The organism is Selenomonadales bacterium (genome assembly GCA_018335585.1).
Taxonomy (GTDB): domain Bacteria; phylum Bacillota; class UBA994; order UBA994; family UBA994; genus UBA994.
Window position 1 is genome coordinate 89,206 of sequence record JAGXRZ010000046.1, and the last position, 25,849, is coordinate 115,054.

Consider the following 25,849-nt stretch of genomic DNA (forward strand, 5'->3'; position numbering starts at 1 on the left):
CCCCGTCACAGTAGAGTACGCCTGTGCGTCCGACTTGTTAAGCAACGTGATGGCCACGTGCCCGGGCCACTGTCTGTGGATTACAGTGCAGTGCCACATCAATGTCGTAGGCGTCGCCTCGTTGCTTGACGTGCAGGCAGTGGTGCTAGTAGGTGGAGCCGCGCCCGAGCAAGCCGTGCTGAAGAAGGCGCGCGAAGTGGGGGTGACTTTGCTTGCCACCCACGACTCCGCGTTTAACCTCTGCGGCAAGCTCTACAACCTAGGCGTCCGCGGCGTAAAAAGACACGAACTGACCTTAAAATCCGGAGGTGTGCTATGAAATCGCTACAAGAACTAAAGGCCATGCGCGAGCGCATGGGCGAAGGTAAGCAGGTTACCAGAAGTACCGGCACGACCAAGATTACCGTGGCCATGGGCACATGCGGCATAGCCGCCGGTGCGCGCAGTGTCCTTTTGGCCATTATGAGCGAGCTCGCACAGACAGGCCATAGCGACACGACTGTCGCGCAAACGGGGTGTCTTGGCATGTGCGAGCGGGAACCTTTAGTCGAGGTTGTCCACGACGGACAGACCACGCTATATGCCTATGTTAACGCCGAACGTGCGCGCCAAATCGTGCGCGACCTAGGCCTGCCGAATGCTTAGGGAAAAGAGGAAGAGCCGATGACAGAACAACAAACTAGCACCAGCCGCAGACAGTCAATCCTGCCCTATGTAAACGAGCCGGGGGGACTGCTAAAGGCGTTGCACGTGCTACAGAACGCCTCACCCGACCACTTCTTGGCACCAAGCGACCTTAAACTCGTGGCCGAGGTGTTTGGCGTGCCCGAGGCCAAAGTTTGGGGTACCGCTACGTTCTATTCGCTCTATGCAACGACGCCGCGCGGACGCCACATTATCCGCGTCTGCGAGAGCGCGCCCTGCTATGTGGTAGGTGCCATGGACATTTTAAAGGCCCTAGAAGAATCACTAGGCGTCAAGCCGGGAGAGACCACCGGGGACGGACGCTTCACGCTCGAAGTCGCCAGTTGCCTCGGAGTGTGTGGCGTAGCACCGGCGCTCATGATTGACATGGACGTGCACGGCAACCTTAGCCGGGACAAACTAAGCGCCATTTTGGCTGAATACGTCTAGGAGGGTGTGCTGTGAAATACTATCGGGCTCATGTACTCGTTTGTAGCGGCTCTAACTGCGCCATTAAGGGATGCAGAAGCATCAAACAGACATGCGAGCAGGAGATAGCCCGCCATGGCCTACAGGGCGAGGTTAAGGTCGTAGACACCGGGTGTCTTGGTCTGTGCGAACAAGGCCCCGCGCTAGTGGTGTACCCTGAGGGCGTCATGTACGGGAGATTGACGACCAACGACGTGGCGGAGATTGTCGCCGAGCACCTGTTGAAAGGCCGCTTGGTGCACCGCCTAATGCAGCAGCCGACAGGCCCTACCGGCGAAGTATCGCCGCTAGCGATGACCCCCTTCTTCCAGAAACAGAAGCGTGTCGTGCTTAAGAACTGCGGCATGATTGACCCCGAAAGTATCGAGGACTATGTGCGGGCAGGCGGTTACACTGCTCTGGCTACGGCACTTGATACAATGACGCCGGAACGCGTTATTGACGAGATAAAGCAGTCTGGCCTCAGGGGGCGAGGCGGCGCGGGGTTTCTGACGGGCAGAAAATGGGAGTTTACGCGCGCCGCGGCCGGCCAGCAGAAGTATCTTATCTGCAATGCCGATGAAGGCGAACCGGGCACTTTTAAAGACCGCCTGATTCTCGAAGGCGACCCGCACTTAATCATAGAAGGGATGGCCATAGCCGGCTACGCTATTGGCGCGACGCGCGGCATAATCTACATTCGCGGCGAGTATGAGCTGTCTATCCAACGCATGGAGCAGGCGATTCGCCAAGCGCGTGAAAACGGTCTCCTGGGAAGTGCAATCTTAGGCTCCGTATGCTCGTTTGACCTAGAGGTGTGTGCGGGTGCCGGCGCGTATGTGTGCGGGGAAGAAACCGCGCTTATTGAATCGTTAGAGGGAAATCGCGGGGAACCTCGTTTTAAGCCGCCCTACCCGGCACAAAAGGGCCTGTGGGGGCTGCCGACCTCGGTCAACAACGTAGAGACTTTGGCCAACGTTCCTTCCATTATTGAGAATGGGGCTGCTTGGTACCGTTCCTTGGGCACCCCTAGTTCACCCGGCACAAAGGTTTTCACGTTGACCGGCAACATCGTCAACAGCGGTCTCATTGAAGTGCCGATGGGCATTACGTTGCGCGAGGTTATTTACGAGATTGGGGGCGGAATTCCTGGCGGCAGGAAGTTCAAAATGGCGCAGACCGGTGGGACTTCAGGCGGATGCTTGGCTCCGGCGCACCTCGATATCCCTATGGACTATGACTCTCTGCAAAGCCACGGCTCAAGCCTAGGCAGCGGCGCGCTCCTGATTATGGACGACTCCCACTGCATCGTCGACCTCACGCGCTGCTTCCTTAAGTTCTTTGTGCATGAATCCTGCGGGCAGTGTACGCCTTGCCGCGAAGGGACGCCTGCCCTGTATCACCTGCTGACAAAGGTCAGCGCGGGTGAAGCAAGCCGAGCGGACATGGAGCTAATCCATAGGCTGTCCCGCACTTTGCAGAGCAGCAGCCTGTGTGCGCTAGGACAGACCGCGCCGGTGCCTGTGTTATCCGCGCTACAGCACTTTTCCTCGGAGATAGAGGCCCACCTTGCGGGGTGTTGCCCCGCCGACAAATGCGTGATCGGAAAGGCGGTGGATAGAAGTGCTGACTAATGTAACGATTAACGGCAGGGCTATTGCGGTACAGGCAGGTTCGACTATTCTTGAGGCTTGCCGGCAAGCGGACATCAAGATTCCTACTCTCTGTCATCACCCGGATCAAGCGGTAAAGGCAGCCTGCCGCATATGTGTGGTGGAAGTGGTTGGGAACAGGCTTCTGCAGCCTGCCTGCTCTTACCCCGTCAGCGAAGGGATGGCCGTCAACACCGCGACTCCGGCTGTACGCGAGGCGCGCCGCACCATCCTCGAACTAATGTTGTCCAATCACCCCGCAGACTGCCTGCAGTGCCCGCGCAGCTTCACATGTGAGCTGCAGCAGTTAGCTAACGAGCTCAATGTGCGCGAAACGCCTTTCCCAAGCCTCTTGCGCCAACAGAAAACAGACCAGAGCAGTGTGTCGCTTAGGCGCACGCCAGATAAGTGCGTCAACTGCAGGCGTTGTGTTCACGCCTGCCTTTCGACCCAAGGCATCGGGCTTCTTTATACGGCAGGCAGGGGTCGCTCCACAGTGGTACAGACGACGGGCAGCGCTCCGCTCAGCGATATCCCCTGTGTGTTGTGCGGACAGTGCCTGCAAGCGTGTCCTGTAGCGGCCATTACGGAGGTAGACGAGACAGAAAGGGTTTGGGAGGCCCTTGCCGACCCTGCCAAACACGTGGTTGTCCAGGTGGCTCCCGCTATTCGCGTAGCTTTGGGCGAGGAGTTTGGCGGTGAAGCGGGCAGCGTTGTCACAGGAAAGCTTGTGGGCGCACTGCGCCGCTTAGGTTTTGACCGCGTGTTTGACACCGACTTTACCGCCGACCTGACCATCATCGAAGAAGGTCATGAGTTCCTGCATCGCCTCTCGCACGGCGGAACTCTCCCCATGATTACGTCTTGTAGCCCCGGCTGGATTAAGTTTGCGGAGCATAATTACCCAGAACACCTCGCGCATCTCTCTAGCTGTAAATCGCCGCAACAAATGTTTGGCGCGCTCGCTAAGACCTATTACGCCGAGAAGGCCGATATCCGACCGGAAGACGTGTTTGTAGTTTCCATCATGCCCTGCACCGCCAAAAAGTACGAAGCTGCCCGTCCCGAGATGACGAGCAGCGGCTACCGCGACGTAGACGTAGTACTGACCACGCGCGAGCTAGCGCGCATGCTAAAGCAAGCCGGCATAGACTGGGCAGGGGTTCCCGCCGGAGAGTTTGACGCGCCGCTTGGCATTTCCACCGGGGCGGCGGTAATCTTTGGTGCGACGGGCGGCGTGATGGAGGCTGCCCTTCGTACCGTCTACGAAGTTGTGACCGGCCAAGAGCTCGGCAACCTGGATTTCACCGAGGTCAGGGGCATGGTGGGCGTAAAAGAAGCCGCCGTACCTGTCGGCGACCTGGTAGTAAAGGTTGGGGTGGCGCATGGCTTAGCCAATGCACGGCAGCTGATGGAACAGGTGGCGAACGGCACGTCCCCGTATCACTTTATTGAAGTCATGTGCTGCCCGGGCGGCTGCATTGGCGGCGGCGGACAGCCAATACCTACGACTAATGCCGTGCGCGAGCGCCGCATACGCGCGATTTACAGCGTAGACGAAGCGATGACCCTACGGAAGTCGCACCAAAATCCTGCCGTGGCCAAGCTCTATGAGGAATATCTCAAGCGCCCGCTCGGCCACAAGTCGCATACGCTGTTGCATACGGAATATGTGGAAAGACGGTAGGCTGCACTTAGCACTTAGCACTTAGCACTTCGTGAAGGCCACCCCCGTCCCCTGCAAAGTGCGAAGTGCGAAGTTCGAAGTGCGCTCTCCTCTACTAGCAGCTATCAGCTCTCCGCTCTCCTATACGTCAACCTCGACACGTACGAATGATGCACGCACAAAAGTTCTGCCACCTCGGTTACAGGGTAATGGTGTTCCGTCACAGCCGTAGTGATGAGCATGCGTCTCGCCGCTACGGCTTGCGCACTTCTCCCCTTGCTCTGCATGACGCGCAGGCTCACCCCGGTTCTTTGGCTGATTGCTGCCGCGATTTCCGCTAGCGTAGGGGTCGGTAACGCGACAGGGGTAGGGCTCTCCGGCACAACTGCCCTCAAGGCTTGTGCCAACTCGCCTGTACCTACCGAAGTTCCGGACATGGCCTGATACCGGCGACGCGCTTCACTGCGGTCTTGCGCAATCAGGGCGAGTAGTTCGTCGCTGTCGACAAAGCTGTACCGCGTGTCGCCAAGATACGCGGTGTGACTGGTAAAGCGAGCGAGGTTCGGGTGATGCGTTAGCCCAAAAGTAACCGGCAGGTAATGCACGTAGCGAACAATTAGCAGCAGGCGTTGATCGCTGTAGCACACCCGCTCGGCATAGCTGTCTAAAAAGACGTTGCCGTCTCGTCCGTTGCGCTTGCTGTAGTGAACAGCATATGCCTCGCGCAAAGCTGCGAGCACCGATTGTAGACGCTTAGATGGGACAGCCACTACCAGATGCACCTGTGCTTCTAACAGGGCAAAGGCGTAAACTTTAATCTGCGCAAAGCGCTTGGTTTCGGCGATTGCCTTGATAAAGTCATGCTTGTCGTGGTCGGACGTAAACGGCGTAACTCGCGGTCGCCCCTGTAGCACGCAGTAGTAAACTTCCTGCACCCACCCTCCACCTCTCTCTGGCTGCAATTTCGCTCTCAGACCATGAATTTGCTGTAGAAGTGGAGACTCCTGCTACGCGGAAAAATCTTTCTTAGCCTATTTTCCAGGTCAAATAGGCTTCGGTACGCGGATCCTTTGGCGCCAGGAAAAGCTCGGCCGTGGGGCCTGTTTCGACTAGTTCGCCGTTTAACACAAAGGCCGTCCGGTCGGAGATGCGACTGGCTTGGTGCATGTTGTGCGTGACGATTATTACCGTGTAGTCGTGCTTTAGCTCGCTGATAAGCTCTTCAATGCGGGTCGTGCCGACAGGGTCCAAGGAAGCGCAGGGCTCATCCATTAAGAACACTTCGGGTTCAACCGCCAAAGTGCGCGCGATGCAGAGCCGCTGCTGCTGGCCGCCGGAAAGCATTCCGCCTGGGCGCCGCAGGTGATCCTTCACTTCATCCCAAAGCGCCGCTTTACGCAGGCATGCTTCCACGCGTTCGGCTATCGCGTTACCGCGAGCTACGTCGTGCAGGCGCAATCCTTGCGCTACGTTGTCAAAAACCGAGAGGTAGGGGAACGGGCTGGGTTTCTGAAAGATCATCCCCACGCGCCGGCGCAGTTCTACCGGGTCTACGGCAGGCGAGAATATGTCTTCGTCGCCTACAGCAATGCGCCCTGACGCCCTACTCCCGGCGTGCAGCTCGTGCAGACGGTTAATGCTGCGCAACAAGGTAGTCTTGCCGCAGCCTGAGGGACCGATTAAGGCGGTTACCTGCCGCGCCGGGACAGACAGAGAGACGTTCTTCACTACTTGGTTGCGCCCGTACCAAAACGAGAAGTTATCTATGCTTACACCTTGCGCCATGTTAACGCCTCCTATTACTTAGGCCCAAAACAAGTTGTGCCGTCACATTGAGCACAAGGATAACGGCGACCAGAACTAGTGCCGCACCCCAAGCCTGTGCTTGCCAGTCGACAAAGGGAGATGTGGCGTAGTGGTAAATTAAAACTGGGAGCGAGGCCGTCGGCTGAAACAAGGAATTGAGCCAAAAGCGACTGGTAAGAGCGGTGAGTAGTACCGGGGCGGTTTGCCCGGCGGCTAGTGCTATAGCCAGCATGACGCCTACAATCAGGCCGCCTGCCGCGCCGGGAAGTATCAGCCGAAAGACCGTCTGTTGTTTGGTCGCGCCTAGCGCCATAGAGGCCTCGCGCTGACTGCTTGGCACAAGGCGGAGCATCTCTTCCGCCGAAAGCGTGATTACCGGCACCATGACAATACTTAGAGCAATCCCACCTGCGAGGGCGGAGTAACTGCCTGTGCGCAAAACCAACTGGCCAAACACAAACAGACCTATCACCATAGAGGGAACGCCGGATAGGACGCGGCTAGCAAAACGGGCGAAGGCGGAGATTTTGCTGGTGGGATTTTGGTCAAGAAAGACGGCGGCCGCTATACAGATGGGCACGGCGATAAGCGCACCGACCCCCACCATTAGAAGGCTGCCAAGCAGCGCGTTCCCTATCCCACCCCCCGTTACACCAACCGGAGCGGGGAGGCTAGTCAGGAACGATATGTTCACGACGGCCAGTCCGCGGCGAAAAACATAATAGAGGATTAACGATAATACCAATGTAGCCAAGCCTGCGGCCAGTACGCACAGTGTCTCAAAAACCTGACCCGCAACTTTTCGCTTGCGTAGATTCGTCATGACCTAGGTCCCCTTTCGCAGCAGCTTGGCCCATAGCGAACCTTTGACGGCACCCTCTGCGGTCTGGCTCGGGCGGTAGAAAAACCAAGCGGCAATCAGGTTAATGGCGAGCGTGATTAAAAAGAGCAGTGTCGCTAGCAGTAGTAGCGCAGAGAGGTGCAAATCAAAGGCCTCGGGGAACTCGTTAACGATTAACGAAGCCATAGTCTGCGCCGGCGCCAAAAGGGAGACCGGAATTAAGTTCGCGTTTCCAATTACCATAGTTACGGCAATGGCCTCGCCGATAGCGCGACCGAGGCCTAAGAGGATGGCCCCGACAATGCCCGGTTTGCTGCTTGGCAAAATAACCTTTGTGACTACCTCCCAGCGCGTTGCGCCTAAGGCAAACATGGCTTCGCGCAGCTCCGTGGGCACAGCCCGCATCACTTCGCCGGAGATAGCCGTAATCGTCGGCATTACCATGATCGCGAGCACTAACGACGCTGTCAGGACGCCAATTCCGAGCGAAGGCCCGGCGAAAACAGGCAAGAAGCCTAGGTGTTCGGCCAAGAACTGACCAAGGCCGGTTCTTAACCACGGTGCGAGCACAAACAACCCCCACAGCCCGTACACTACGCTTGGCACAGCTGCCAACAGCTCCACCATGAAGGACAGAGGCCTACGCAGCCGCTGGGGGACAATCTCACTGAGAAAAACGGCGGCGCCGATACTGAGCGGTGTCGCCACAGCCAGAGCAAGGACTGCGGTGGCGAGTGTCCCGAGCAACGCCGGCACAACTCCAAACTCATTACGCATGGGGTCCCAAATCGATGTCGTCAGGAACGAGACACCAAACGCGCGCCATGCGGGTGCCGCCTGCATAGTCACCACAAGAAATATGCCGAGAACCAGCGCTATTAACCCAAGCGCCGCAAATAGGGTTATATAGTGGAAGAGGCCTTCCCGTGTATTGGCTCGCATAACAACCTTCCCTCGCATGCTTTTAATTGCTTCTTCACGCAAGCGGGGGCTACGCCGACTCGCGGCGTAAGCCCCTTACGAGCTCCGTTAAGCTCTAATTGCAGCCTTTATCTCCAGACAGGTTGCCCATTGAAGGTAATGCTCTGTAGGAGCCTGCGCACCCTGTTGATGCCGGTTTCTGTCAATGGAGAGTAGTGCAATTCCGCAGCGAATGGTTCAAGGTTACGCTCGACAATGGCCCAGCGCAGGAAGTCTACGATGGCGCGCGCTTTCGCTTCGTTGTCTTGGTCGCGATACACCAAAATCCACGTAATCCCTACTATGGGATAAGCCCTATGCGCGACTGAATCCGTGGGATGTGTCATAAACGAGGAATCTTCCATGATTAAGGCTGCTGCCGTAGCTGCCTCTACCGAGGGCGCAATAAAGTTGCCCGACCTGTTCTGCATATGAGCCATGCTCAGGAGGCTCTGCACGGCGGTGGACAATTCCACATAACCGATGGCTCCAGGGATTTGACTTACCTGTGCGGCTACACCCGCATTACCCGCGCCGCCGATGGTCGTACCTGGCCACCGCACGGTCGTGCCTTCGCCGACTTCGCTGCGCCACTGGGCACTTACTTTGGACAGGTAATTAGTAAAGATAAAGGTGGTACCGCTGGAATCGGAACGACGAACTAGGGTGATGCGCTGGTCTGGCAAAGTAAGTGTCGGGTTCTGTGCTCGGATGGAAGGGTCGTTCCAGTTTGTGACACGCCCCAAGTAAATGTCGGCGAGCGTCCCGGGCGTTAAGCGTAATCCGCTACCGATACCGCCGAGATTGTATACTACGGCAACAGCTCCCATAACAGTCGGGATATGTAGTACTTCGTTTGGCCTAACTTGGGCCTGCTGCTCCGCTGTCATCGGTGCATCCGTTCCGGCGAAATCGAATGTTCTCGCCAATATTCCGCGAATACCTGCACCAGAACCTACCGAGGCGTACTCGATTTGCACGCGCGGGCTGGTGATTGCAGCGTACTCTGTGATCAAACGGGTGTACAGTGGAAAGGGGAAACTGGCTCCGCCTGCGGTTATCCGCAGTTCACTCGTTACCGGGGAACGCATGCGCGACTGTGTTGCGCTCGTGATGCGCACTGTACGCTGGGCCTCGTCCCACTCCACGGTGGCACCGAGCGATTCGGCCACAAAGCGCACCGGCACAAAGGTCCGTCCCGCAATAATCTGCGCGGGTTGGTCGAGGGAGACTGCGCGCCCGCCGACGGTGGCACTCCTGTTGCCGATAATCAGACTAATACTAATGTTCCCTTGCCGACCGCCGACCGTTTGCGTCGCCTCGGTCCACGTAACTTCCGCACCTAGTGCTTCAAAGATAAGGCGCATCGGCACCATAGTGCGCCCGCCGATAATCTGCGGCGCGGCGTCGCCCCTGATTTCGCGCCCGTCCAGCACGATAGCAATGGGCCTAGTTTGAGCTACTGCCATAGCCGGCACCAACGAGACTAAGGTACTTAAGCAAGCCAATACAGCCAGTACACGAACGAATAATGTGTGCTTTCTCATAGCAATCTACCCTCCCGGCAATTTTGGTGACTCATCTCACCGCCATGAGGGTAACACGGTGTTGTTAAGCCGAGGTTAAAGTAGTGGCAAATCTTGCACAAGGCTACCGCGCCAGTAATCGTAGCGCCGCTTGCCGACGGTTAAGCGACCTACCTCTATCGCCGCGGCCGGGCAGAGATTGACGCAGCGCATGCAGTGCTCACAGCCTTTGTGCCAGCGCGGCCTTTCGTTTTGCATGGTGATGACTTTAACAGGGCAAAGGTCTTCGCAGACTCCACACCCGGTGCACTTTTCCGTGGCGCGATAGAACTTGTGTACGTGCAGAAGCCCTTTCTGGAAGCCACTGTACGCAAGGCGCAGCAGGTACCACTTGGACATCTTGCGTGGAACTGCGGTGCCGTTAGCCACGGCGAGCGCTAATTCGCGCGCGCGACTGCACCCTTCTGCTATCTGTGACTCGGCTTCGCTTGGCACGACAGCTTCGCGGCCGAGAATGTAGTTGCTCGGCATCAGTATCCAATCGGAGGCGACGACCCGGTAGCCCTTCGAGCTCAGCGCTTCTGCCACCATGGCAGGCGCTGGACCGGCCATACCGGCGGCATTAGCAAACACAGCTGCCCGACGGCCTTCGCCCTTTGGCAGCTGCTCTACAAACTTGTTGACTATGCGCGGGGCACCAAAGCAGTACACAGGAAAGAAAATGCTCAGCAGTTCTGTAGGCTTGCCTCCTGCGTATGCGGTTACGTCCACCAGCTCTACTTGGCAACCACGCGCAATAAGTGTTTCAGCATACGCTCTTGCTAGGACTAGGGTATTGCCTGTGCCTGAGAAAAAATAGACATGCGAGTTAGGCATGTCGCACTCCTCCGGCAGACCGTGCTCAAACGGGAGTTGTAGCAGGTGATAATTGCGTGGTTAACCGAGTATTTCACGGAAAATGACGATGCGAACCCGGTTCGGCCAGAGCACAAAAGAAATGGCTACCGCCTTACTAGCCAGTTCCTTGAGCATCCGTTCCACGCCGAGCAGCGAAATCGCCCGCTTGAGGTTATACCCTAAAAATGCCAAGGAAGCCTCCGCCCTGACTGACTCTAACCCACGAGTCAGAAAGTGCGTGAACCCCATGCTTCGCTTCAAAGTGCCAAAGACATGTTCGATGATTGCCTGTCGTTTCGCGTAGAGCACTCTGTTTGCCATTGTTCGCATGTCTACCGTGTTCATGATTGGCTGGTACTTTGAACGGCTAATCCTTCGCCCGCGCTTAGAGGTGGTGCACAACTCCCGTACGGGGCACTCCTTGCATGCTTTCCAGTTGCGATATTCCGCTCGTTCGGCCTCGGCCTTGTCATTGAGCCTAGTTAGGACTTTGCCTTGTGGACAAGTATATGTGTCTGTCTGGGAGTCGTAGACAAACTGATCGTTCAGGTACTCCTTTACGCCAGTTGAGTTCGCAGGGGTAGGCCTTGTCACAAGTGCTATAATGCCAGCGTCTTCGCAGCGCTTAAGATCTTCAGCTACGTAGTAGCCCTTATCTGCCAAGACCTTGATCTCTTCTACCCCCAGCGCCTCTTGTGCCTTGATCCCCATGACGCTGAGTTGCCCTTGGTCTGCCGCCGAATTAATGACGTCAGCCACAACGACTAAGCTGTGCTTCGCATCTACTACTGCTTGCACGTTGTAGCAGACATCAACGCCGTTATTGTGAACGCCCATTAACCTTGCGTCTGGGTCAACCGTAGATACTTCGCCGTTCTTGCTAATTTCCTCGGCAAGTGCGCGGTAGGCCTCCTTGCGAGCCTCGTTATCTTTGAGTGCTTGCACAATGCTTGCCCGAGCGAATGGCGGGGCACATTCAAATGAATCGCATTCATCAAGCTCCTCGAGATAAGCAACGTCCTTAGTCGCAAGGTGCTCCAAGTGCCGTTCTACTTTTCTAGCGCTGTAATTATTGCGCTTGGAGTTAGATGCTCGTATTTTGGTGCCATCAGTAGCGACCACTTCTCCCCCAATGAGTCCCCATTCCCTACACAAGGCATTAAACTGAGCGAGCACTCTCGTCAAAGGCTCACGGTTATCGCGACGGAAATCTGCGATAGTCTTGTAGTCAGGGGTGAGTTTGCGAAGCAGCCACATTACTTCTTGATTGCGGCGTGCTTCTGCCTCTAGCTTACGTGTTGAGCGAATCCCGTTTGTGTAGCCGTAGATGTACAGACGAATCAAATCACCAGGATGAAAAGGCGGTCGCCCAGTTTTAGCGAGAGTGGCCTTCTGAAAACCAAGCGTATTAAGGTCAAGTGTATCAACGAAAACGTCAATTACCCTAACGGGATTGTCCTTTCCTACGTAATCGTCAAGACACTGCGCTATTCCTAGCTGAAATCTGCAATCGCCGGTAATGTAAGGCATAATACACCGCCATTTTCATACTTCTAGCGATAATTATACCATAATCACTACGTTATGTCATGACTTTTCGCACAGTCTGCCGTCCCTCAAAGACATTTCTCCCCTTACGGTCTCGACAAGGACTTCCACCAACATAGGGTCAAACTGGGTGCCGGCATAGCGCTGTAGCTCTAGGATGGCGTCCTGTGACGACATGCCTTGGCGGTAGGGTCGGTCGGAGGTCATGGCGTCAAAGGCGTCGGCAATGGCGACGATGCGGCAGGCCAAGGGGATATCGTGCCGGGATAGACCGTGCGGGTAGCCTGCGCCGTTCCACCACTCGTGGTGCTTAAGTATTAGGTCAGCCACGGTGGCTAACTCGGGCGAGGCCATAGCGATGCGGTAGCCTATTTCGCAGTGCCGCTGCATCTCCTTTTTTTCTTCGGGGTTAAGCGGCCCGGGCTTCTGTAAAATGCTGTCAGCGACCCCTACCTTACCTATATCGTGAAACTTTGCAAATAAAACGAGCTCAAACATCGCGTCCTCAGGATACTCTATAGCACGCGCCAGCGTCACAGCCAGTTCGCCCATGCGCTCCACGTGTTCGCGCGTTTCAAAGTTCTTGCTCTCTAGCGCACCCATCAACACGTGGACCAAACTGCTCCGGCTGCTTTGTTTTTGCAGCAACTTCTCGCGGTACATGTGGTCGTCGGCTTCTTTGTAGAGAGCATAAACCCCTCCGCCAAACTCCGTCGCAGTCTTGTAGCCGAATGACACGCTAAACGGGTAGTGTGGCGTGGTGTTATTGCACTCGACGATGGCGCCTTCAAGCTGCAACACACATTGGGCAACATCCTCGCTCCTGGCATCTGGGATAAGAATGACGAATTCATCTCCGCCAATGCGAGCGCATACCGCGCCGTCCGGGGCGTTTTGCTCTAGGAGACGGGCCACAGATTTTAGGAGCTCATCGCCTGCCACGTGACCGAATGTGTCGTTAATGAGCTTTAACCCGTTAAGGTCGGCCACGATAATGGCCGGAGAGGGCATACTCCCTTCCGAGAGCAGCTTCTCAAAATAGTGGCGATTATAAAGGCCAGTCAATGAGTCATGCCAGTAGAGGTATTCCCTAGCCTCTTGCACGCTCCTGCGTTCGGTGACATCGCGCATTAGGAGTAGCATTGCTGCTTCGCCTTCATAGTCGATAAGCGTGCCGTAAATCTCGAGCCACATCGTACTGCCATCTACTCGCAGGCAGTGGTATTCCGCTGTTACCTTGGTACCCTCTAAAATGCTGACAAAGTCTTGCCTAGCACTCTCACCAGATGCTGGATGCAAGAATCTTTGCGCCTTGCCGACCGCACTACCAGTTGGTTCACTTACCCCAAACATTTTTGCTGCTGAAGGATTCCAGAACACAACCTCGCCGTCAGCGCGTACAATGGCCATGCCTTCGAGCAAGCTCTCCACAAGCGAGCGATAGCGTTTTTCGCCCTGGTGCAAGGACTCTATCAGCTGCCGCTGGTCTTCAATGTCCGTGGCTATAGACAGCACTCCACGCCTGCCTCCGCCAAGTGGAATGGCGCGTTCACGCAGCAGTTTGCGCCTCACCTCGCCGCTTCGCTCTAGGGAATATACCTCATGCACCAATGTTTCACCGGCCGCGATGCGAGCTAAATGCCCTGCCACAAGGTGTTGGTGGTCAGCTGGTACGAAGAGTCGCACATTAGCACCAATTAGCTCCGCGCGCGTATATCCCGAGGCTTTATAGTAAGCTTCGTTAGCATCCATGATGTTGCCCTCTAGATCTAGGACAACGATTTTGTCAGGGGACAGCTCAAAGAGGTGGCGATACTGCTCCTCGCGGTTAGCGAGCTCGATTTCTACCAGCTTTCGTTTTGTGATGTCCGTGACGAATCCCTCAAGGTAGGCTACCCGACCATCCTCTTCAAACACCGCCTTGCCACGGTCCCACACCCAACGCACTTCGCCACTAGCAGTGACTATGCGGTATTCCACCTCTAGCGGGAGACCTAACGTTAGGCGCGTCTGAGCCCCTACCCAATCGCGGTGTTCTGGATGGATAATATCGTTGTACGCCAGCTGTTTATTGTCAATTAAGGCCTCCTGCGCATAACCGGTTATCGCCGTGAAACCCTCACTAAGGTAAGACATTGTCCATTGCGGGTCGTTAGCGCAACGATAGACAAAGCCTGGAACCGTATTTATAATCATGTCCAAAGTAAGCTGCGTCTGTCTAAGCGCAGCCTCTAGTTTTCTCTCTCGCATAGATTTTGACCTAGAGATTTTCACACAAACGCACCTCGGAGTCTCTATTCGACTCACGGTGCACTAATCCTCTTAGTGAAGCAAAACTGAAGCAAAAGGGACGGAGCTGCAGGAACGGTGCTTGGCATAGCGAAATATGTGCATAGGGAGACCGCCTTGGCTCCCGACTAAATCTACTGGGAGGCGATTAAATGGCAGTGCAGCTTACCCGTGCAGAAGTCCCCATTGCGGAAACTTGGAACATTAACGACATCTTCCCCACCCCCGAGGCTTGGGAGCAGGAATTACGTGCACTAGCGAGCATAGTGGCTAGCATAACCCAGTACAAGGGCCGACTCCAGGAAGGGGCGGCAGTGTTACTTGGCTGCCTAGAAGCGCAGGAGGCACTGCAGAAACGCGCCACCAAAGTGTTTGCCTATGCCTCGCTAAACCTCTCCGCTGACGGCACTAACCCTGCGTACCAAGCCATGGCCGGCAAAGCCGGAGCAATAGGGGCCGAGATACAGGCAGAGACTTCTTTTGTGCAGTCCGAAGCGCTCACCCTGCCTGACGGCACGCTGCAGCAGTATCTTAGAGATGAGCCAGGGCTTTTGCCTTATCGCGTCACGCTTGAAAAGTGGATTGAGAAGAAACCGCACATGCTCACTCCGGAGGCCGAAATGGTTCTAGCGGCACTCGGCGAAGTGCTAAGTTCTCCGGTAGAAGTTTACGAGCGCTCCCGCACGGCAGATTTGAAGTTTGACGCGGTCGCAGACAGTGAGGGCAAGCTTTACCCCATGTCACTCGGACGACACGAAGGAGCCGCAGACCATACTTTGCGCAGAAACGCCTATGCGGAACTCAACCGCGGGCTAAAGCAGTACCTGCAAACCTACGGCACTACCTGGGGAACAGAAGTAAAGAAAAATGTAGTATTGGCTAAGCTGCGGGGATATAAGTCTGCCGTGCATATGCTCGTTGACCAGCAAGAAGTAAACACAGATATCTACCACAACATTCATGACGTCATCCTGACGGAGCTTGCGCCGCACATGCGCAAGTACGCGCGCCTACGCAAAAAAGTGCTCGGTCTCAGTGAGATGCTCTACTGCGACATCGAAGCGCCACTTGACCCGAGCTTTAACCCCGAGACTACGTATGAAGAGGCGTGTGCGCTGCTGCTCGCTAGTCTACAGGTGCTTGGGCCGGAATACGCGGCCATTATGGAGGATGGCCTTACCAACCGCTGGGTGGACCGGGCAGACAATGTGGGTAAGCGCACCGGAGCCTTCTGCAACTCGGTCTACGGCGTGCACCCCTACATTAGCATGACTTGGGGCAACCGCATGCGCAACGCCCTAACGCTAGCGCACGAGTTAGGCCACGCCGGGCAGGGCGTGCTAGCGCAGAGATACCAGCGCCTCGCTAACACTCGCCCCACCATGTTCTTTATTGAAGCTCCTTCTACGATTAACGAGCTATTGGTGGCCGACCACATCCTAGCAAACAGCACCAGTCGCCAGATGCGCCGCTGGCTCATTATGCAGCTACTGATGACCTACCACCACAACTTCGTGCGCCACCTCATTGAAGGTGAGCTGCAGCGGCGGACTTACGCCCTGGCAGAGCAAGGTCATCCCATTACCGCAAGCGTGCTCAACAAAGTGCAGGGCGATATTCTAGAGGAGTTTTGGGGCGGCGAAGTAGTTATTGACGAAGGCGCCAAAATGGTCTGGATGCGCCAAGCTCACTATTACCGCGGCCTCTATCCGTACACGTATGCTGCCGGCCTGACTGTAGGAACCGCCGTGGCTCGGGCCATTCAAACGGAGGGCGCGCCGGTCGCCGCACGCTGGGTCGAGGTGCTTAAAGCCGGAGGAACACTTAAGCCATTGGAGCTCGCCAAGCTGGCAGGCGTAGATATGACGAGTAAGGAGCCTATCCGGGAGGCCGTAGCCTACGTGGGCTGGCTTGTGGACGAAGTTGTAGCGAGTTTCGAGTAAGGAGGAATGCGCGTGAGCGAACGCACCTTAACCTTAATGACAGGCAACGAAGCGGTAGCACGGGGCTTCTGGGAAGCTGGCGGCGTAGTGGCTGCGAGCTACCCCGGGTCGCCGACAGTGGAGATTATGGAACGCCTCAAGGAACACGAGGACATTCATGCAGAGTGGGCTATGAACGAAAAGGTAGCGCTAGAGATTGCCATCGGCGGCAGTTTTGCGGGCGCGCGCAGCATGGCCTCCATGAAGCATGTCGGCATCAACATTGCCGCCGACCCCTTTATGACGTTTACCCAGATTCGCACCAAAGGCGGGTTCGTCTTGGTGGTAGGCGACGACCCGGGGCTGTCGAGTTCTCAAAACGAGCAAGACAGCAGGTTTTTCGCGAAGTTTGCCAACTGCGCCTTACTTGAACCAAGTACGGCGCAGGAAGTAAAGGACTTTATAGGTGAGGCTCTTGCCATTAGCGAAGAGTTTGGCATGCCGGCAATCGTTAAGCTGACCAGCACGCTCTGTCATAGTCGCGGCGAGGTCGAGCTAAGCGAACGCAAGCCGCCGCAGATTGAGGGGTTTGTGCCGGACCAGTCCCGCTACTGCATGCTGCCTCCCTATGCCAATGTACAACAGCACTTTATGCAGGAACGCCTAGCGAAACTGCGCACACACGGGAACGCCAGCCCTCTTAACCGCTATGAGGATAGCGGGCGGCGTGACGCACTGGTTATTACGGCGGGGCTCACGTACGAGTACCTGCGTGAGATTAACCCCAACGTCAGCGTCCTTAAGCTCGGGTTGACGTATCCTTTGCCGGTGGAGCTAATTAAAGAAGTAGCGGCAGGGTACGACAGAGTACTGGTAATTGAGGAATTGATGCCGTTTATGGAGGAACAGCTACTGGCGCATGGCCTTACAGTGGAGGGGAAGAAGTACTTCTCCTTTACAGGTGAGCTAAACTCAGACCGCATTCGGGAGGGGCTGGTTAAAGCCGGGGTTATGGCGCCGCTTGAGATTAGCGCAGAAGTCGCACCCGCGGTTCCTAGGCGCACTCCTATGCTCTGCGCGGGGTGCCCGCACCGCCCCGTATTTCACATTCTACAGAAAGCCAAGGCGACGGTAATCGGCGACATCGGCTGCTATTCTCTGGGCATTCTTGAACCCTTTGAAGTGCTGAAGACAAATCTTAGCATGGGCGCGTCGCTCGGCATTATCCAGGGCATGGCGAAGGCCCATAAGACGGCCGGCAAAGCGAAACCATTAGTTGCGGTTATAGGTGACGGGACTTTCTTTCACTCGGGGTTAAGCGGCTTCGCCGACATCGCCAATACCAAAGACAATATTACCGTGGTGGTGTTAGATAACCGCACCACTGCTATGACCGGTGGGCAGATTACTCCGACCACCGGGGAACTTACCGGCGAGGCGAGCCACATCATCAGCATCCCCGCTGTGCTTAAGTCCTTTGGCATTAACGATGTGACGGTGGCAGACCAGTTTGAGCACAGTAAGACTCGCTCCGTAATTGTTGAAGCCATAAAGCGCGAAGGTCTGTCGGTAGTAGTGGTTACCCGTCCCTGCGCCCTAAACTTCCGCATTCGGGAGCCACACTACTATGTCGACCGCGAAATCTGCATCAGCTGCAGGAGTTGCATCGGCGTGAACTGTCCCCCCATCTCCATGCAGGTCTACGAGGGGTACGACAAGAAAAACTCCTATATCAACCCGGAGATGTGCGTGGGTTGCTCGGTGTGTTCGCAGGTTTGCCCGGTTAAGGCCATTAAAAAGTCCTCGCAGGCAGGTGTCGAGGAATGAAAACCACCAATATATTGATTGCCGGCGTTGGTGGTCAAGGGCTGGTGCTGGCCACCCGCATTATAGCTGGGGTCGCCTATAAGGCTGGTTTCCAGGTGAAAACGAGTGACGTCATTGGCTTGTCGCAGCGGGGAGGTATGGTTTGGGGGAGTGTGCGCTTTGGCGACGTCCACTCTCCGCTGATTCCGCGCGGCCAGGGAGACTTCCTGCTCGCCCTAGAGGACCTCGAAGGCCTCAGATGGGTAGAGCTTATGAAACCCGGAGCCGTGATCATCACCGGCAAGGAGGAGATACTCCCTAACCGCGTGCTAATCGAAAAAGAGGAGTATCCCAAAGACATTACCGGCAAGTTGACTGAACTTGGGTTTAGCGTGCAAACGCTCGATGCTAAGGCTATTGCCCGGGAAATTGGCAATTTGAGGCTTGCCAACACCGTGCTGCTTGGGAGTCTCTCACGCCACCTGCCCTTTGCCGCGGAGCTGTGGGCAGAAGTCTTACGCGAAAGTGTGCCTTCGCACACCATTGAGCAGAACTTGCTGGCGTTTCAGAAAGGGATGTCTCCGTCTTAAAATCAACGCAACCACCCTAGTTCAATCACCACCTGAGCGAGGTATCGCCCGCCGATAACCACTAGGCCGGACTGACCCACCCCAGAGAGAAGTCCTGTAATGACCCGTAAAGTGTTGTTGCTTTCCCGCCACCCCCTGTACTGCGTATAGCCGTCAAGAAGAGCGGGCAGCTGCATACCTAGGCAAATTAAGACGCCAATCTCAACCAAGTTAAGCAGCATTAAGGGATAAGCTAGGTAGCCAAGTAGCATGCCGGTACACCTAGCGCAGACAGGGAGTTGCTTGCCCCTAAAGAACAGCGAGCGGTCGCTCCGCCGATGACAGTGAAGCAAAAGGGACGGAGCCTTTTGCTTCACTTGCGTGTGCTCTGCTCGCGCTGAACGAGCATCAATATGTCTATAAGCAGCCTAAAGCTCGTGGCCATGTCCTTGGTGTTTCCCACATTTAGGACGTAGGTCGCTTGGGAAGCATGATCATACCACGCATGCACACCGGTAACGCCTAGATGCCCGCGCAGTCTAGGCAATCTGTTCAGTAGGAAAAAGAACTCGCCAAAGCGCACTTCCATCATGCCTAGGCCGTAATGTAGCCCTTGGCGGTAGCGATGGGTGAAGCTCGCCATGGCGGCAAGCGATGTACCTCTGATGTAATGGCCGTGCTGCAAATGACCGAGAAACTTAAGCAGGTCTCCGGCGGTAGTAGACAACCCTCCGCCTGAGAAGTCGCAACTGAGGCTAGTATATGTGTGGACATCGACACCGTTGACAAAGAGCGGGGCTAAGGCCGACTGGTCGAAGCCCTCGCCGTAAAAACACAACGTTGTCTGCGTCATGCCGGCTGGGGTAAATATGTAGGTCTTAAGCGCCGAGTGAAAAGGCATTTGGTATACTGCCTCAACTAACAGGCCTAGTAGCACATAGCCGGTATCTGAGTACAAGAACTTTTGTCCCGGGGCGGCAATGGCGCTTTGCCGGGTCCGAGTGAAATCTAGGAGGTCGCCTGGTTTCCAGAAGACATTTGGTTGCTTGATGACTTCGTCCACAAACGAGGCTCCGTCAAACGTCTTACTCTCAAAATAGTCGTTTACGCCGGACATATGGCCTAACAGCTGCCGCACTGTCACGTCGTCTTGATAATCCTGCCCCTTAAAAACACACAAGCGGTCTAGCATACCTGGCTCTAGGATGGGCCTAACTTTGCTGTCAAGACTAAGCCTACCCTGCTCGATAGCCATAAAGACTAACGTAGCGGTCATCAATTTGCCGACGCTTGCGCTGTGAAAACGCTGCTCGGGCACCGTGCTGGAAAAGCTATAGCTCAGATCTAGCTCCGGGTTGTGCATGGCAAATTGCAGTGTCTTTGCTCGCTTAGCTGCCTTCTGTAACATGGCATCGAGGCGCCCGACTAACAAAGCAGAACAAAAGGGACGGTTCTTCTTGTAAATCATCTATGTCGCGCTCCTCCGTCCCTATTCCGTCTCCTTGTTCCGCACGTACTTTAGGCTTACGCTGGGGTTGCTGGTGCGCGTGGAACGCAGTTCGAATTGCTTGAGCGAGGCCACAAAGGGCGTAAGCTTGTTGTAGCCATAATTGCGCGTATCAAAATCTGGGAAGCGCTTAGTTAGCACGTTCCCAAGCTCACCAAGATAGACCCACCCGTCTTCGTCGGAAACCTCGGTGATAATGGTCTTGATGGCCAGAATGAGCTCGCTTTGCGGCGTCATTCTTAGTTTGGGTTCCTCGGCACTTGGCTGTCCCTTTTTCGCAGCATCGGGCGCGGTAGGCTTTGCCGTCGCCGGGGCTAGCACTTCGAGATACTTAAACTTTTCACACGACGAGATAAATGGCATCGGCGTTTTCTGCTCGCCCATACCGATTACCAACATCCCTGCTTCACGCAAACGGGCCGCTAACCGCGTGAAGTCGCTGTCGCTTGACACAATGCAGAAGCCGTCCACGTTCTTGGAGTAAAGAATATCCATGGCGTCGATGATTAGCGCAGCATCTGTGGAGTTCTTTCCGGCAGTATAGCTGTACTGCTGAATCGGCGTAATCGAGTAATTAAGCAGCACCGCCTTCCACGCAGCGAGCTGCGGCTTCGTCCAGTCGCCGTAAATGCGTTTATAGGTAGGTGTGCCGTGGTTAGAAATCTCGTCAATGATGGCCTTAATGTACTTTTCCGAAACGTTCTCGGCGTCGATGAGAACTGCTATCTTTTGCTCTTTACCCATCTTCCCATCTCCAGTCTTATCTCTCGCTCTTAGTCCACTTCGACAGACCTGCTCAAAACCCTGCTCAGAAAATGGGGAGCGCACTCGCTTGGCCGAAATGGGCGCCCCCGGGGAAGGATGCCAACAGTTGCGCAGAACATGGTAGACAAAATCAACTTAAAGGAGCAGTTCTCTAGATGAACGACGCTATAATTGTCGATTTTCCCCTGCGAGGGGAATGGGTCGCTCCCAATACCCCAGGCAGCAAAGTCCCCAGTCACGGCACCGACCAACTCGGTCAGCGATACGCCTTTGACTTCACTTAAGTTTGCCAAGCGCATCTCCCGCCGCGACCCAGAAAACGCCGACCTGCATGACCTAGTGGGCAACTATGTCATACTCAAACATGAAGCCTGTTATTCATTTTATGCCCATTTACACCCTGAAACTGTGCAGGTCAAAGCGGGTGATAACATAACTGCCGGGCAGTTGTTAGGAAAAGTCGGGCACACCGGCAATTCCACGTCGCCGCACCTGCATTTTCAACTGATGGACAGCGCGAGCCTCATGCAGGCCAAAGGTCTACCCTGTGCATTTACCCACCTGGAGATTTACGCAGACGGCACATGGACAAAAGTTGATCGCGCGATTCCTGCAAGCGACGCCCGCATTAGATACGTATAGGGGGGCTATTCGTGTCAAGCCAGGAAATTATGGACGTTCTCAGGGCCCGTTTTGCTGCGAACGCAAAGCGTCACCTCGGGATTAAGTGGGAGCAAGTGCAAGCGAGACTTGACGCTAACCCCATGAAGCTAGGGTCTCTGCGTGAAATGGAAAGCACCGGCGGCGAGCCGGATGTGATTGGTTGCGACCCGCAGACCGGTGCAGTAATCTTTTGCGATTGCTCGCCTGAGACTCCTTTAGGGCGCAGGAACAGCTGTTACGACCGCGCCGGGCAAGCAGAAAGGGAGAAGAAGGGCATCTTTCCCTCCGGAAACGCTGTCGACATGGCTGCGGCAATGGGCATCGAGCTGCTTACAGAAGAGGCGTATCATGAGCTACAGCGCTTAGGGAGCTTTGACACGAAGACTTCTAGCTGGCTTAAGACGCCTGCCGAGGTACGCAAACTAGGTGGCGCTATCTTTGGTGACCGCCGCTTTGGCCGCGTCTTTATTTATCACAACGGTGCAGCTTCCTTCTACAGCGTACGCGGGTTTCGCGGCTCGCTGCGAGTCTAATCTAATGGTTCAGCCCCTCCCCCCTTGCCCCCGCAGGAGAAGCACCTAGCGGGGGCGAATCTATGTAGTAGCATAGATTACGGAGGGGAAGAACATTAGACACGATTGGACGCGCATAAGTATCGTTTTTGCCGGATTCCTACTCGCCTTTTTGGCAGGGGTAGCCTACGCTTGGGGGCCGATGGTAGTGCCATTGGTTGAGCGGTTTGATTGGACAACGGCTGAGGCAGCCCTGCCCTTTACTATCTTTTTCTTGGTGTTTGCTCTAGTAATGGTTCCCGCCGGCCGCCTGCAGGATACAATCGGCCCCCAGAAGACATGTCTACTTGGGGCCGTGTTTATTTTGCTTGGGTTTGGTGGGGCGGCGTTGGTCGGGCGCTTTCCTTATCCGTGGTGGCTGTTCTTAACCTATGGCTTTACAGGCGGAATCGGCGCCGGCACTATTTATGCCTGTGTGGCTCCGCCCGTACGAAAATGGTTCCCGGACAGACCGGCTTTCGCTATCTCCTGCGCCGTAATGGGTGTTGGCCTGGCAGGCACGGTAGTTGCGCCACTTAAAGCCGAGCACTTACTGCCTGTCTATGGCATAGAAGGAACGCTGCTACTCATTGCCGTCATTGGTTTTGTTATGTGTCTTGTGGCCGCCGGGTTACTCCGTAACCCCGCCGAGAGCGTGCCGCGTGCAGGCAAGGCAAAGCAAGCCCAAAAAAGACAGGCCGCTACACCGCTTGAGGCTAAGCCAAGTGACCTCTTACGGAACCCTCTGTTTTGGGTTATGTGGCTGGCGTTTGGCGTGGTTATCGCGGGTGGCATGCTCTGTGCGGCCCTTATCCCGCCTTTCGCCAGGTTAATTATGGGCCTTAGTGCCACCGAAGCCGCGGCGGCTGTGGCGATTTTCTCTGGCTTTAACGGATTTGGCAGACCGTTTGCCGGATACTTAAGCGATAAGTTCGGCACGGTCCTGGTGATGACCGTAAGCTTCTTGATACAAGCTGTGACGCTACTGCTGTTTAACGTTATTGCCGTAAACTTAGTGACGCTCTATATTGCCGCAGCACTCGTCGGCTGGGGCCTAGCAGTGGTTTTGGCTACCTTCCCGGCGCTGACCGCCGCGGCTTTTGGCACCAAGCACCTTGGCGTTAACTACGGGTTAGTTTTTACCGGCTTGGCTTTTGGGGCCTTTATGCCGGCTGCGGGGGCTGCCATCTATGACGCCACCGGCAGCTTTACCCCCGCTTTCTTAAGCGCAGGTGTACTGGCTGCGGTCGGCGTAGTGCTCTGCCTGATTCTTAAGCACAAGTATAGGATGGCGTAGATCAACGGCTATTGCTGTGCATGCAATAAGTCGTACGCTTTACTAAGCATGCTGTATGCGGAATGCGTTTTCCCAGCGCGATTAAGCAATTTTGCCCCAAAACTGAGAACATCCGCAGCGTCCTTCAGCCTTCCGATGCTACTAAAAGCTTCAGCAAATGATGCCGCAGATGCAGCAACATCACCATGCCCCCGCATAAGGCGGCACTTTTCTAAGGCCCATTCGCCTTTTACCCTATCCCAATCGTCTTTGGGAAACTCGGCCTCTTTCAGAAGGTGGTTCAGATCGAACTCAAGACTAGTCGTATCCCAGGAGGGCGCTGCCTCCACTGTAGTCAGGAGCATTTCCCGTAAAGCTTTGCATCTTAAACTCGCGGAGATACCCTTTGATGACGTGATTTGGTCAAGGGCTTCATTTGCCAACTCCTGTTCCCCAAGTTGTACTAGGCAAGCCATTGCCCCAATCAGTGCTTCGGCTTTTAGCTGCAGAAAGTTGTGTTGTTCGGCCAGGGCAACCGCCTGCCGCGAAGAAGCAAGCGCCATCTTCCATTGACCTTGGCGAAACAGGCAGCTGCTCTCACCCAGCAATGCACAAAGATGTGCCTCTGTTGTGACTAAGGCGCATGCCCTTGCCTGCTCAAAGTAATTGCGCGCCTCTTGTACAGTGCCCTTGGCAAAATATGCGCACCCAATCATGTAATATGCCAAGGCCAAGCACCTGTAATCGCTACTGCCTAAAGCTGTTGCGGCCTCCATGGCGAGGGAAATCGCTTGATCCATGTAACCACCCCGATACATTGTGGATGCCGCGCTGTATCTGCATTCCCACGCCTTCATTGAATTGCCTGCATTGACATATTCATTGGCGGCCACAGTGAAGTAGCTAACGGACTGAGCAATAGCCCCTCTGTCCTGATGCAATTCGCCCTGCAACTCGTAATACAGCGCCAGGACCGCCGCAGACATAGTCCTCGTGCCTGTACATTTAGCGCCTTCAAGGATGGACTGAGCTTCCGATACATTACCTAGAACCATATGCACCTTGGCCTGATTGAGACTAGCTTCGATCTGCTGCATGGCCACATCTACATGGTCAGCAATGAAGTGAGACAGTGGTTGGCCCAACCGCTCTGCTAGTATCTGGAGATTGCCGGCCGACGGTGACACGCGGCCACTTTCTATGGCAGCGATGTATGAGCGCGACACAAGCCCTTTAGCTAAGTCGGCTTGGGTCATGCCGCACGCACGCCGAGCTTGCCTAATGCGTTCCCCAATCATAGGCGCACCTCCACGCGTAATCATAAACCGTTCTGTGCGCATGCCCTCAACACAGACACCGGCAAGCAGGACAAGGACCCGCGAGCGCGAGTCCTTATGCCCCCCAACTTTATGGCAACGGAACTTGTAGGCGAAGAACTCTGCGTTGGCCCGTCCCCGTCAAGTATGAGAGGCCCAACGCTGTATCGTCAAGGGGCATAGCGAACGAGGCAGTAATAGTGACTGTTACAGCTTGCCTAGACTCCACCCTGTGCCCGCCCGCAAGACGATTTCCGTCTATCTGGACGTCTTCCAAGCGGTATTCGCCTATCACGTCGAAGAGAAGGAGCTCCAGCCTTATCGGCATCAAGGACCTATTGCGCAACACAAAAGATATCTCATATCGACCCTCTGCGCGTGACGTCACGTGGATGCCTGTAGCATACGCGTAGTCTGTCAGCTGCAGGAATGCGAAAGAAGCGAAAACAGCCACAAAGAGTATGTAAAGCATGATTGGCACTTTGACAGTGGCGACACCAGACCTCCTAGCTCTGAAGTGGCCGTATAGTAAAGCAAGCGGCACCGCCAAGAGAAGTCCCGCTAATATCGCATGCAGCACCACAAACTAGGTGAAAATCCCAATGCGCAAAATAGCCCCACCGAACACAGTAAGAACCTCCCCAACGTTTCCCGCGCCAATCATTGTCGCTTAACCCTGTTTACTACAGTGGGGTAAATCAATAGAAGCTCAGTTCCGCCATCGTGAATAAGTTGGACCCGCATCGGTTCCTGTAATACCTCCTCAAGCTGTAGAATGGTCTCAGCTGTCTGCGGAAGGAGCCGCATGGATAGGCTGAAGCTTAGGCTCGGTTGTGGAGGCCCCTGCCGAATATCAACCGGTGCGTGCATTTGCACTGTGGTGTTACCAAGCTCAACAAAAGGGCTCACTCCGCTTGGTAGTTGGGCTGCAGCAACAGCTCCTTTTAGGTAGCTGTTGCTATTGTTGTATACAGTTATCTCAGGCACTAGCCTCAAAACCTCTTGTCTGGGATACGCGGGCCCCTAATGCGGGGGGTGAGAAGCTAGCGGGTGCGTGGTCAACACCTTAGGCGAAGCCGGTCACACCAGTTTGGGGTCACCATATGAGGTAAGGATTTGCGTTTTGTGCCGATCATA

Annotated in this window: 24 protein-coding genes; 11 read left to right on the forward strand and 13 right to left on the reverse strand. The window is 55.4% G+C overall.

Translation table 11 applies throughout. From position 1 onward, the window contains the following. The first annotated feature begins 34 nt into the window (after positions 1-34). Genes KGZ66_09205 through KGZ66_09225 form a run of 5 tightly spaced genes read left to right on the forward strand, consistent with a single transcriptional unit; the run spans position 35 to position 4,491 of the window. A complete protein-coding gene (locus tag KGZ66_09205) occupies positions 35-319 on the forward strand; it encodes a serine kinase (protein MBS3985763.1) in 285 nt (94 codons plus the stop codon). Continuing rightward, positions 316-645 carry a (2Fe-2S) ferredoxin domain-containing protein gene (locus tag KGZ66_09210; protein MBS3985764.1) on the forward strand — a complete coding sequence of 110 codons (330 nt, stop codon included), beginning with the start codon at positions 316-318 and terminating at the stop codon, positions 643-645. Before KGZ66_09205 ends, KGZ66_09210 begins: the two co-directional genes overlap by 4 nt. 18 nt (positions 646-663) lie before the next feature. Continuing rightward, complete coding sequence (locus KGZ66_09215; protein ID MBS3985765.1) at positions 664-1,134, forward strand: NAD(P)H-dependent oxidoreductase subunit E; 471 nt, start codon at positions 664-666, stop codon at positions 1,132-1,134. 11 nt (positions 1,135-1,145) lie between these two features. Next, the gene (gene nuoF / locus KGZ66_09220; protein ID MBS3985766.1) at positions 1,146-2,786 is read left to right on the forward strand and encodes an NADH-quinone oxidoreductase subunit NuoF; all 1,641 of its coding nucleotides are present in this window, start codon (positions 1,146-1,148) and stop codon (positions 2,784-2,786) included. Beyond that, positions 2,770-4,491, forward strand: a complete 1,722-nt coding sequence (locus KGZ66_09225) for a [FeFe] hydrogenase, group A (protein ID MBS3985767.1) — start codon at positions 2,770-2,772, stop codon at positions 4,489-4,491. The genes nuoF and KGZ66_09225 overlap by 17 nt, the downstream gene beginning before the upstream one ends. A gap of 104 nt (positions 4,492-4,595) precedes the next feature. Here KGZ66_09225 and KGZ66_09230 read toward each other — a convergent pair whose 3' ends face one another. The 8 genes from KGZ66_09230 to KGZ66_09265 form a co-directional block, all read right to left on the reverse strand. Then, positions 4,596-5,405, reverse strand: coding sequence for a hypothetical protein (locus KGZ66_09230; GenBank protein MBS3985768.1), 810 nt, complete (start codon positions 5,403-5,405; stop codon positions 4,596-4,598). A gap of 91 nt (positions 5,406-5,496) precedes the next feature. Further along, entirely contained in the window at positions 5,497-6,255 is a 759-nt protein-coding gene (gene pstB / locus KGZ66_09235) for a phosphate ABC transporter ATP-binding protein (GenBank protein ID MBS3985769.1), read from the reverse strand. A gap of 1 nt (position 6,256) precedes the next feature. After that, a complete protein-coding gene (gene pstA / locus KGZ66_09240) occupies positions 6,257-7,099 on the reverse strand; it encodes a phosphate ABC transporter permease PstA (protein MBS3985770.1) in 843 nt (280 codons plus the stop codon). Between the two features lie 3 nt (positions 7,100-7,102). After that, entirely contained in the window at positions 7,103-8,059 is a 957-nt protein-coding gene (gene pstC, locus KGZ66_09245; GenBank protein ID MBS3985771.1) for a phosphate ABC transporter permease subunit PstC, read from the reverse strand. A gap of 107 nt (positions 8,060-8,166) precedes the next feature. Then, on the reverse strand, positions 8,167-9,624 hold the full coding sequence (gene pstS, locus KGZ66_09250) for a phosphate ABC transporter substrate-binding protein PstS (GenBank protein ID MBS3985772.1): 1,458 nt from the start codon (positions 9,622-9,624) through the stop codon (positions 8,167-8,169). Between the two features lie 75 nt (positions 9,625-9,699). Next, entirely contained in the window at positions 9,700-10,479 is a 780-nt protein-coding gene (locus KGZ66_09255; protein ID MBS3985773.1) for an EFR1 family ferrodoxin, read from the reverse strand. Between the two features lie 60 nt (positions 10,480-10,539). Then, entirely contained in the window at positions 10,540-12,030 is a 1,491-nt protein-coding gene (locus KGZ66_09260) for an IS1182 family transposase (GenBank protein MBS3985774.1), read from the reverse strand. Between the two features lie 57 nt (positions 12,031-12,087). Further along, positions 12,088-14,298 (reverse strand): PAS domain S-box protein, encoded by a 2,211-nt coding sequence (locus KGZ66_09265; GenBank protein MBS3985775.1) that lies wholly within the window; start codon positions 14,296-14,298, stop codon positions 12,088-12,090. 191 nt (positions 14,299-14,489) lie between these two features. Here KGZ66_09265 and pepF point away from each other — a divergent pair, with 191 nt between their 5' ends. The 3 genes from pepF to KGZ66_09280 are packed head-to-tail and all read left to right on the forward strand — an operon-like array spanning position 14,490 to position 18,655. Further along, entirely contained in the window at positions 14,490-16,280 is a 1,791-nt protein-coding gene (pepF, locus tag KGZ66_09270) for an oligoendopeptidase F (GenBank protein ID MBS3985776.1), read from the forward strand. Between the two features lie 6 nt (positions 16,281-16,286). Beyond that, positions 16,287-18,086 (forward strand): 4Fe-4S binding protein, encoded by a 1,800-nt coding sequence (locus KGZ66_09275; GenBank protein ID MBS3985777.1) that lies wholly within the window; start codon positions 16,287-16,289, stop codon positions 18,084-18,086. Then, on the forward strand, positions 18,083-18,655 hold the full coding sequence (locus tag KGZ66_09280) for an indolepyruvate oxidoreductase subunit beta (GenBank protein ID MBS3985778.1): 573 nt from the start codon (positions 18,083-18,085) through the stop codon (positions 18,653-18,655). Before KGZ66_09275 ends, KGZ66_09280 begins: the two co-directional genes overlap by 4 nt. 2 nt (positions 18,656-18,657) lie before the next feature. Here KGZ66_09280 and KGZ66_09285 read toward each other — a convergent pair whose 3' ends face one another. Genes KGZ66_09285 through KGZ66_09295 form a run of 3 tightly spaced genes read right to left on the reverse strand, consistent with a single transcriptional unit; the run spans position 18,658 to position 20,885 of the window. After that, a complete protein-coding gene (locus KGZ66_09285) occupies positions 18,658-19,011 on the reverse strand; it encodes a DUF2085 domain-containing protein (protein ID MBS3985779.1) in 354 nt (117 codons plus the stop codon). Then, positions 19,008-20,102, reverse strand: coding sequence for a beta-lactamase family protein (locus KGZ66_09290; protein ID MBS3985780.1), 1,095 nt, complete (start codon positions 20,100-20,102; stop codon positions 19,008-19,010). The genes KGZ66_09285 and KGZ66_09290 overlap by 4 nt, the downstream gene beginning before the upstream one ends. Before the next feature lie 21 nt (positions 20,103-20,123). Then, a complete protein-coding gene (locus tag KGZ66_09295; GenBank protein ID MBS3985781.1) occupies positions 20,124-20,885 on the reverse strand; it encodes an NYN domain-containing protein in 762 nt (253 codons plus the stop codon). Positions 20,886-21,176: 291 nt separating this feature from the next. On the opposite strand from KGZ66_09295, the gene KGZ66_09300 reads away from it, so the two are divergent. From KGZ66_09300 to KGZ66_09310, 3 genes are all read left to right on the forward strand, one after another. Next, a complete protein-coding gene (locus tag KGZ66_09300; GenBank protein MBS3985782.1) occupies positions 21,177-21,548 on the forward strand; it encodes a M23 family metallopeptidase in 372 nt (123 codons plus the stop codon). 11 nt (positions 21,549-21,559) lie between these two features. Further along, the gene (locus KGZ66_09305; GenBank protein ID MBS3985783.1) at positions 21,560-22,102 is read left to right on the forward strand and encodes a DUF4256 domain-containing protein; all 543 of its coding nucleotides are present in this window, start codon (positions 21,560-21,562) and stop codon (positions 22,100-22,102) included. Positions 22,103-22,253: 151 nt separating this feature from the next. Continuing rightward, positions 22,254-23,417, forward strand: coding sequence for an OFA family MFS transporter (locus KGZ66_09310; GenBank protein ID MBS3985784.1), 1,164 nt, complete (start codon positions 22,254-22,256; stop codon positions 23,415-23,417). An 8-nt stretch (positions 23,418-23,425) separates the two neighbouring features. Here KGZ66_09310 and KGZ66_09315 read toward each other — a convergent pair whose 3' ends face one another. Continuing rightward, a complete protein-coding gene (locus KGZ66_09315; GenBank protein ID MBS3985785.1) occupies positions 23,426-24,694 on the reverse strand; it encodes a helix-turn-helix domain-containing protein in 1,269 nt (422 codons plus the stop codon). A 109-nt stretch (positions 24,695-24,803) separates the two neighbouring features. Continuing rightward, positions 24,804-25,262: a hypothetical protein gene (locus KGZ66_09320; GenBank protein MBS3985786.1), complete on the reverse strand. Its 459-nt coding sequence runs from the start codon at positions 25,260-25,262 to the stop codon at positions 24,804-24,806. Positions 25,263-25,849 lie beyond the last annotated feature (587 nt).

Bases quoted from the DNA above. Each gene is read 5' to 3' on its own strand.
- KGZ66_09210 (MBS3985764.1), top strand. From the start codon at position 316: ATGAAATCGCTACAAGAACTAAAGGCCATGCGCGAGCGCATGGGCGAA.
- KGZ66_09290 (MBS3985780.1), bottom strand. From the start codon at position 20,102: ATGATTTACAAGAAGAACCGTCCCTTTTGTTCTGCTTTGTTAGTCGGG.
- KGZ66_09295 (MBS3985781.1), bottom strand. From the start codon at position 20,885: ATGGGTAAAGAGCAAAAGATAGCAGTTCTCATCGACGCCGAGAACGTT.
- pepF (MBS3985776.1), top strand. From the start codon at position 14,490: ATGGCAGTGCAGCTTACCCGTGCAGAAGTCCCCATTGCGGAAACTTGG.
- KGZ66_09315 (MBS3985785.1), bottom strand. From the start codon at position 24,694: ATGATTGGGGAACGCATTAGGCAAGCTCGGCGTGCGTGCGGCATGACC.
- KGZ66_09215 (MBS3985765.1), top strand. From the start codon at position 664: ATGACAGAACAACAAACTAGCACCAGCCGCAGACAGTCAATCCTGCCC.
- KGZ66_09260 (MBS3985774.1), bottom strand. From the start codon at position 12,030: ATGCCTTACATTACCGGCGATTGCAGATTTCAGCTAGGAATAGCGCAG.
- pstS (MBS3985772.1), bottom strand. From the start codon at position 9,624: ATGAGAAAGCACACATTATTCGTTCGTGTACTGGCTGTATTGGCTTGC.
- pstC (MBS3985771.1), bottom strand. From the start codon at position 8,059: ATGCGAGCCAATACACGGGAAGGCCTCTTCCACTATATAACCCTATTT.
- KGZ66_09275 (MBS3985777.1), top strand. From the start codon at position 16,287: ATGCGCGTGAGCGAACGCACCTTAACCTTAATGACAGGCAACGAAGCG.
- pstB (MBS3985769.1), bottom strand. From the start codon at position 6,255: ATGGCGCAAGGTGTAAGCATAGATAACTTCTCGTTTTGGTACGGGCGC.
- pstA (MBS3985770.1), bottom strand. From the start codon at position 7,099: ATGACGAATCTACGCAAGCGAAAAGTTGCGGGTCAGGTTTTTGAGACA.
- KGZ66_09265 (MBS3985775.1), bottom strand. From the start codon at position 14,298: ATGCGAGAGAGAAAACTAGAGGCTGCGCTTAGACAGACGCAGCTTACT.
- KGZ66_09280 (MBS3985778.1), top strand. From the start codon at position 18,083: ATGAAAACCACCAATATATTGATTGCCGGCGTTGGTGGTCAAGGGCTG.
- KGZ66_09255 (MBS3985773.1), bottom strand. From the start codon at position 10,479: ATGCCTAACTCGCATGTCTATTTTTTCTCAGGCACAGGCAATACCCTA.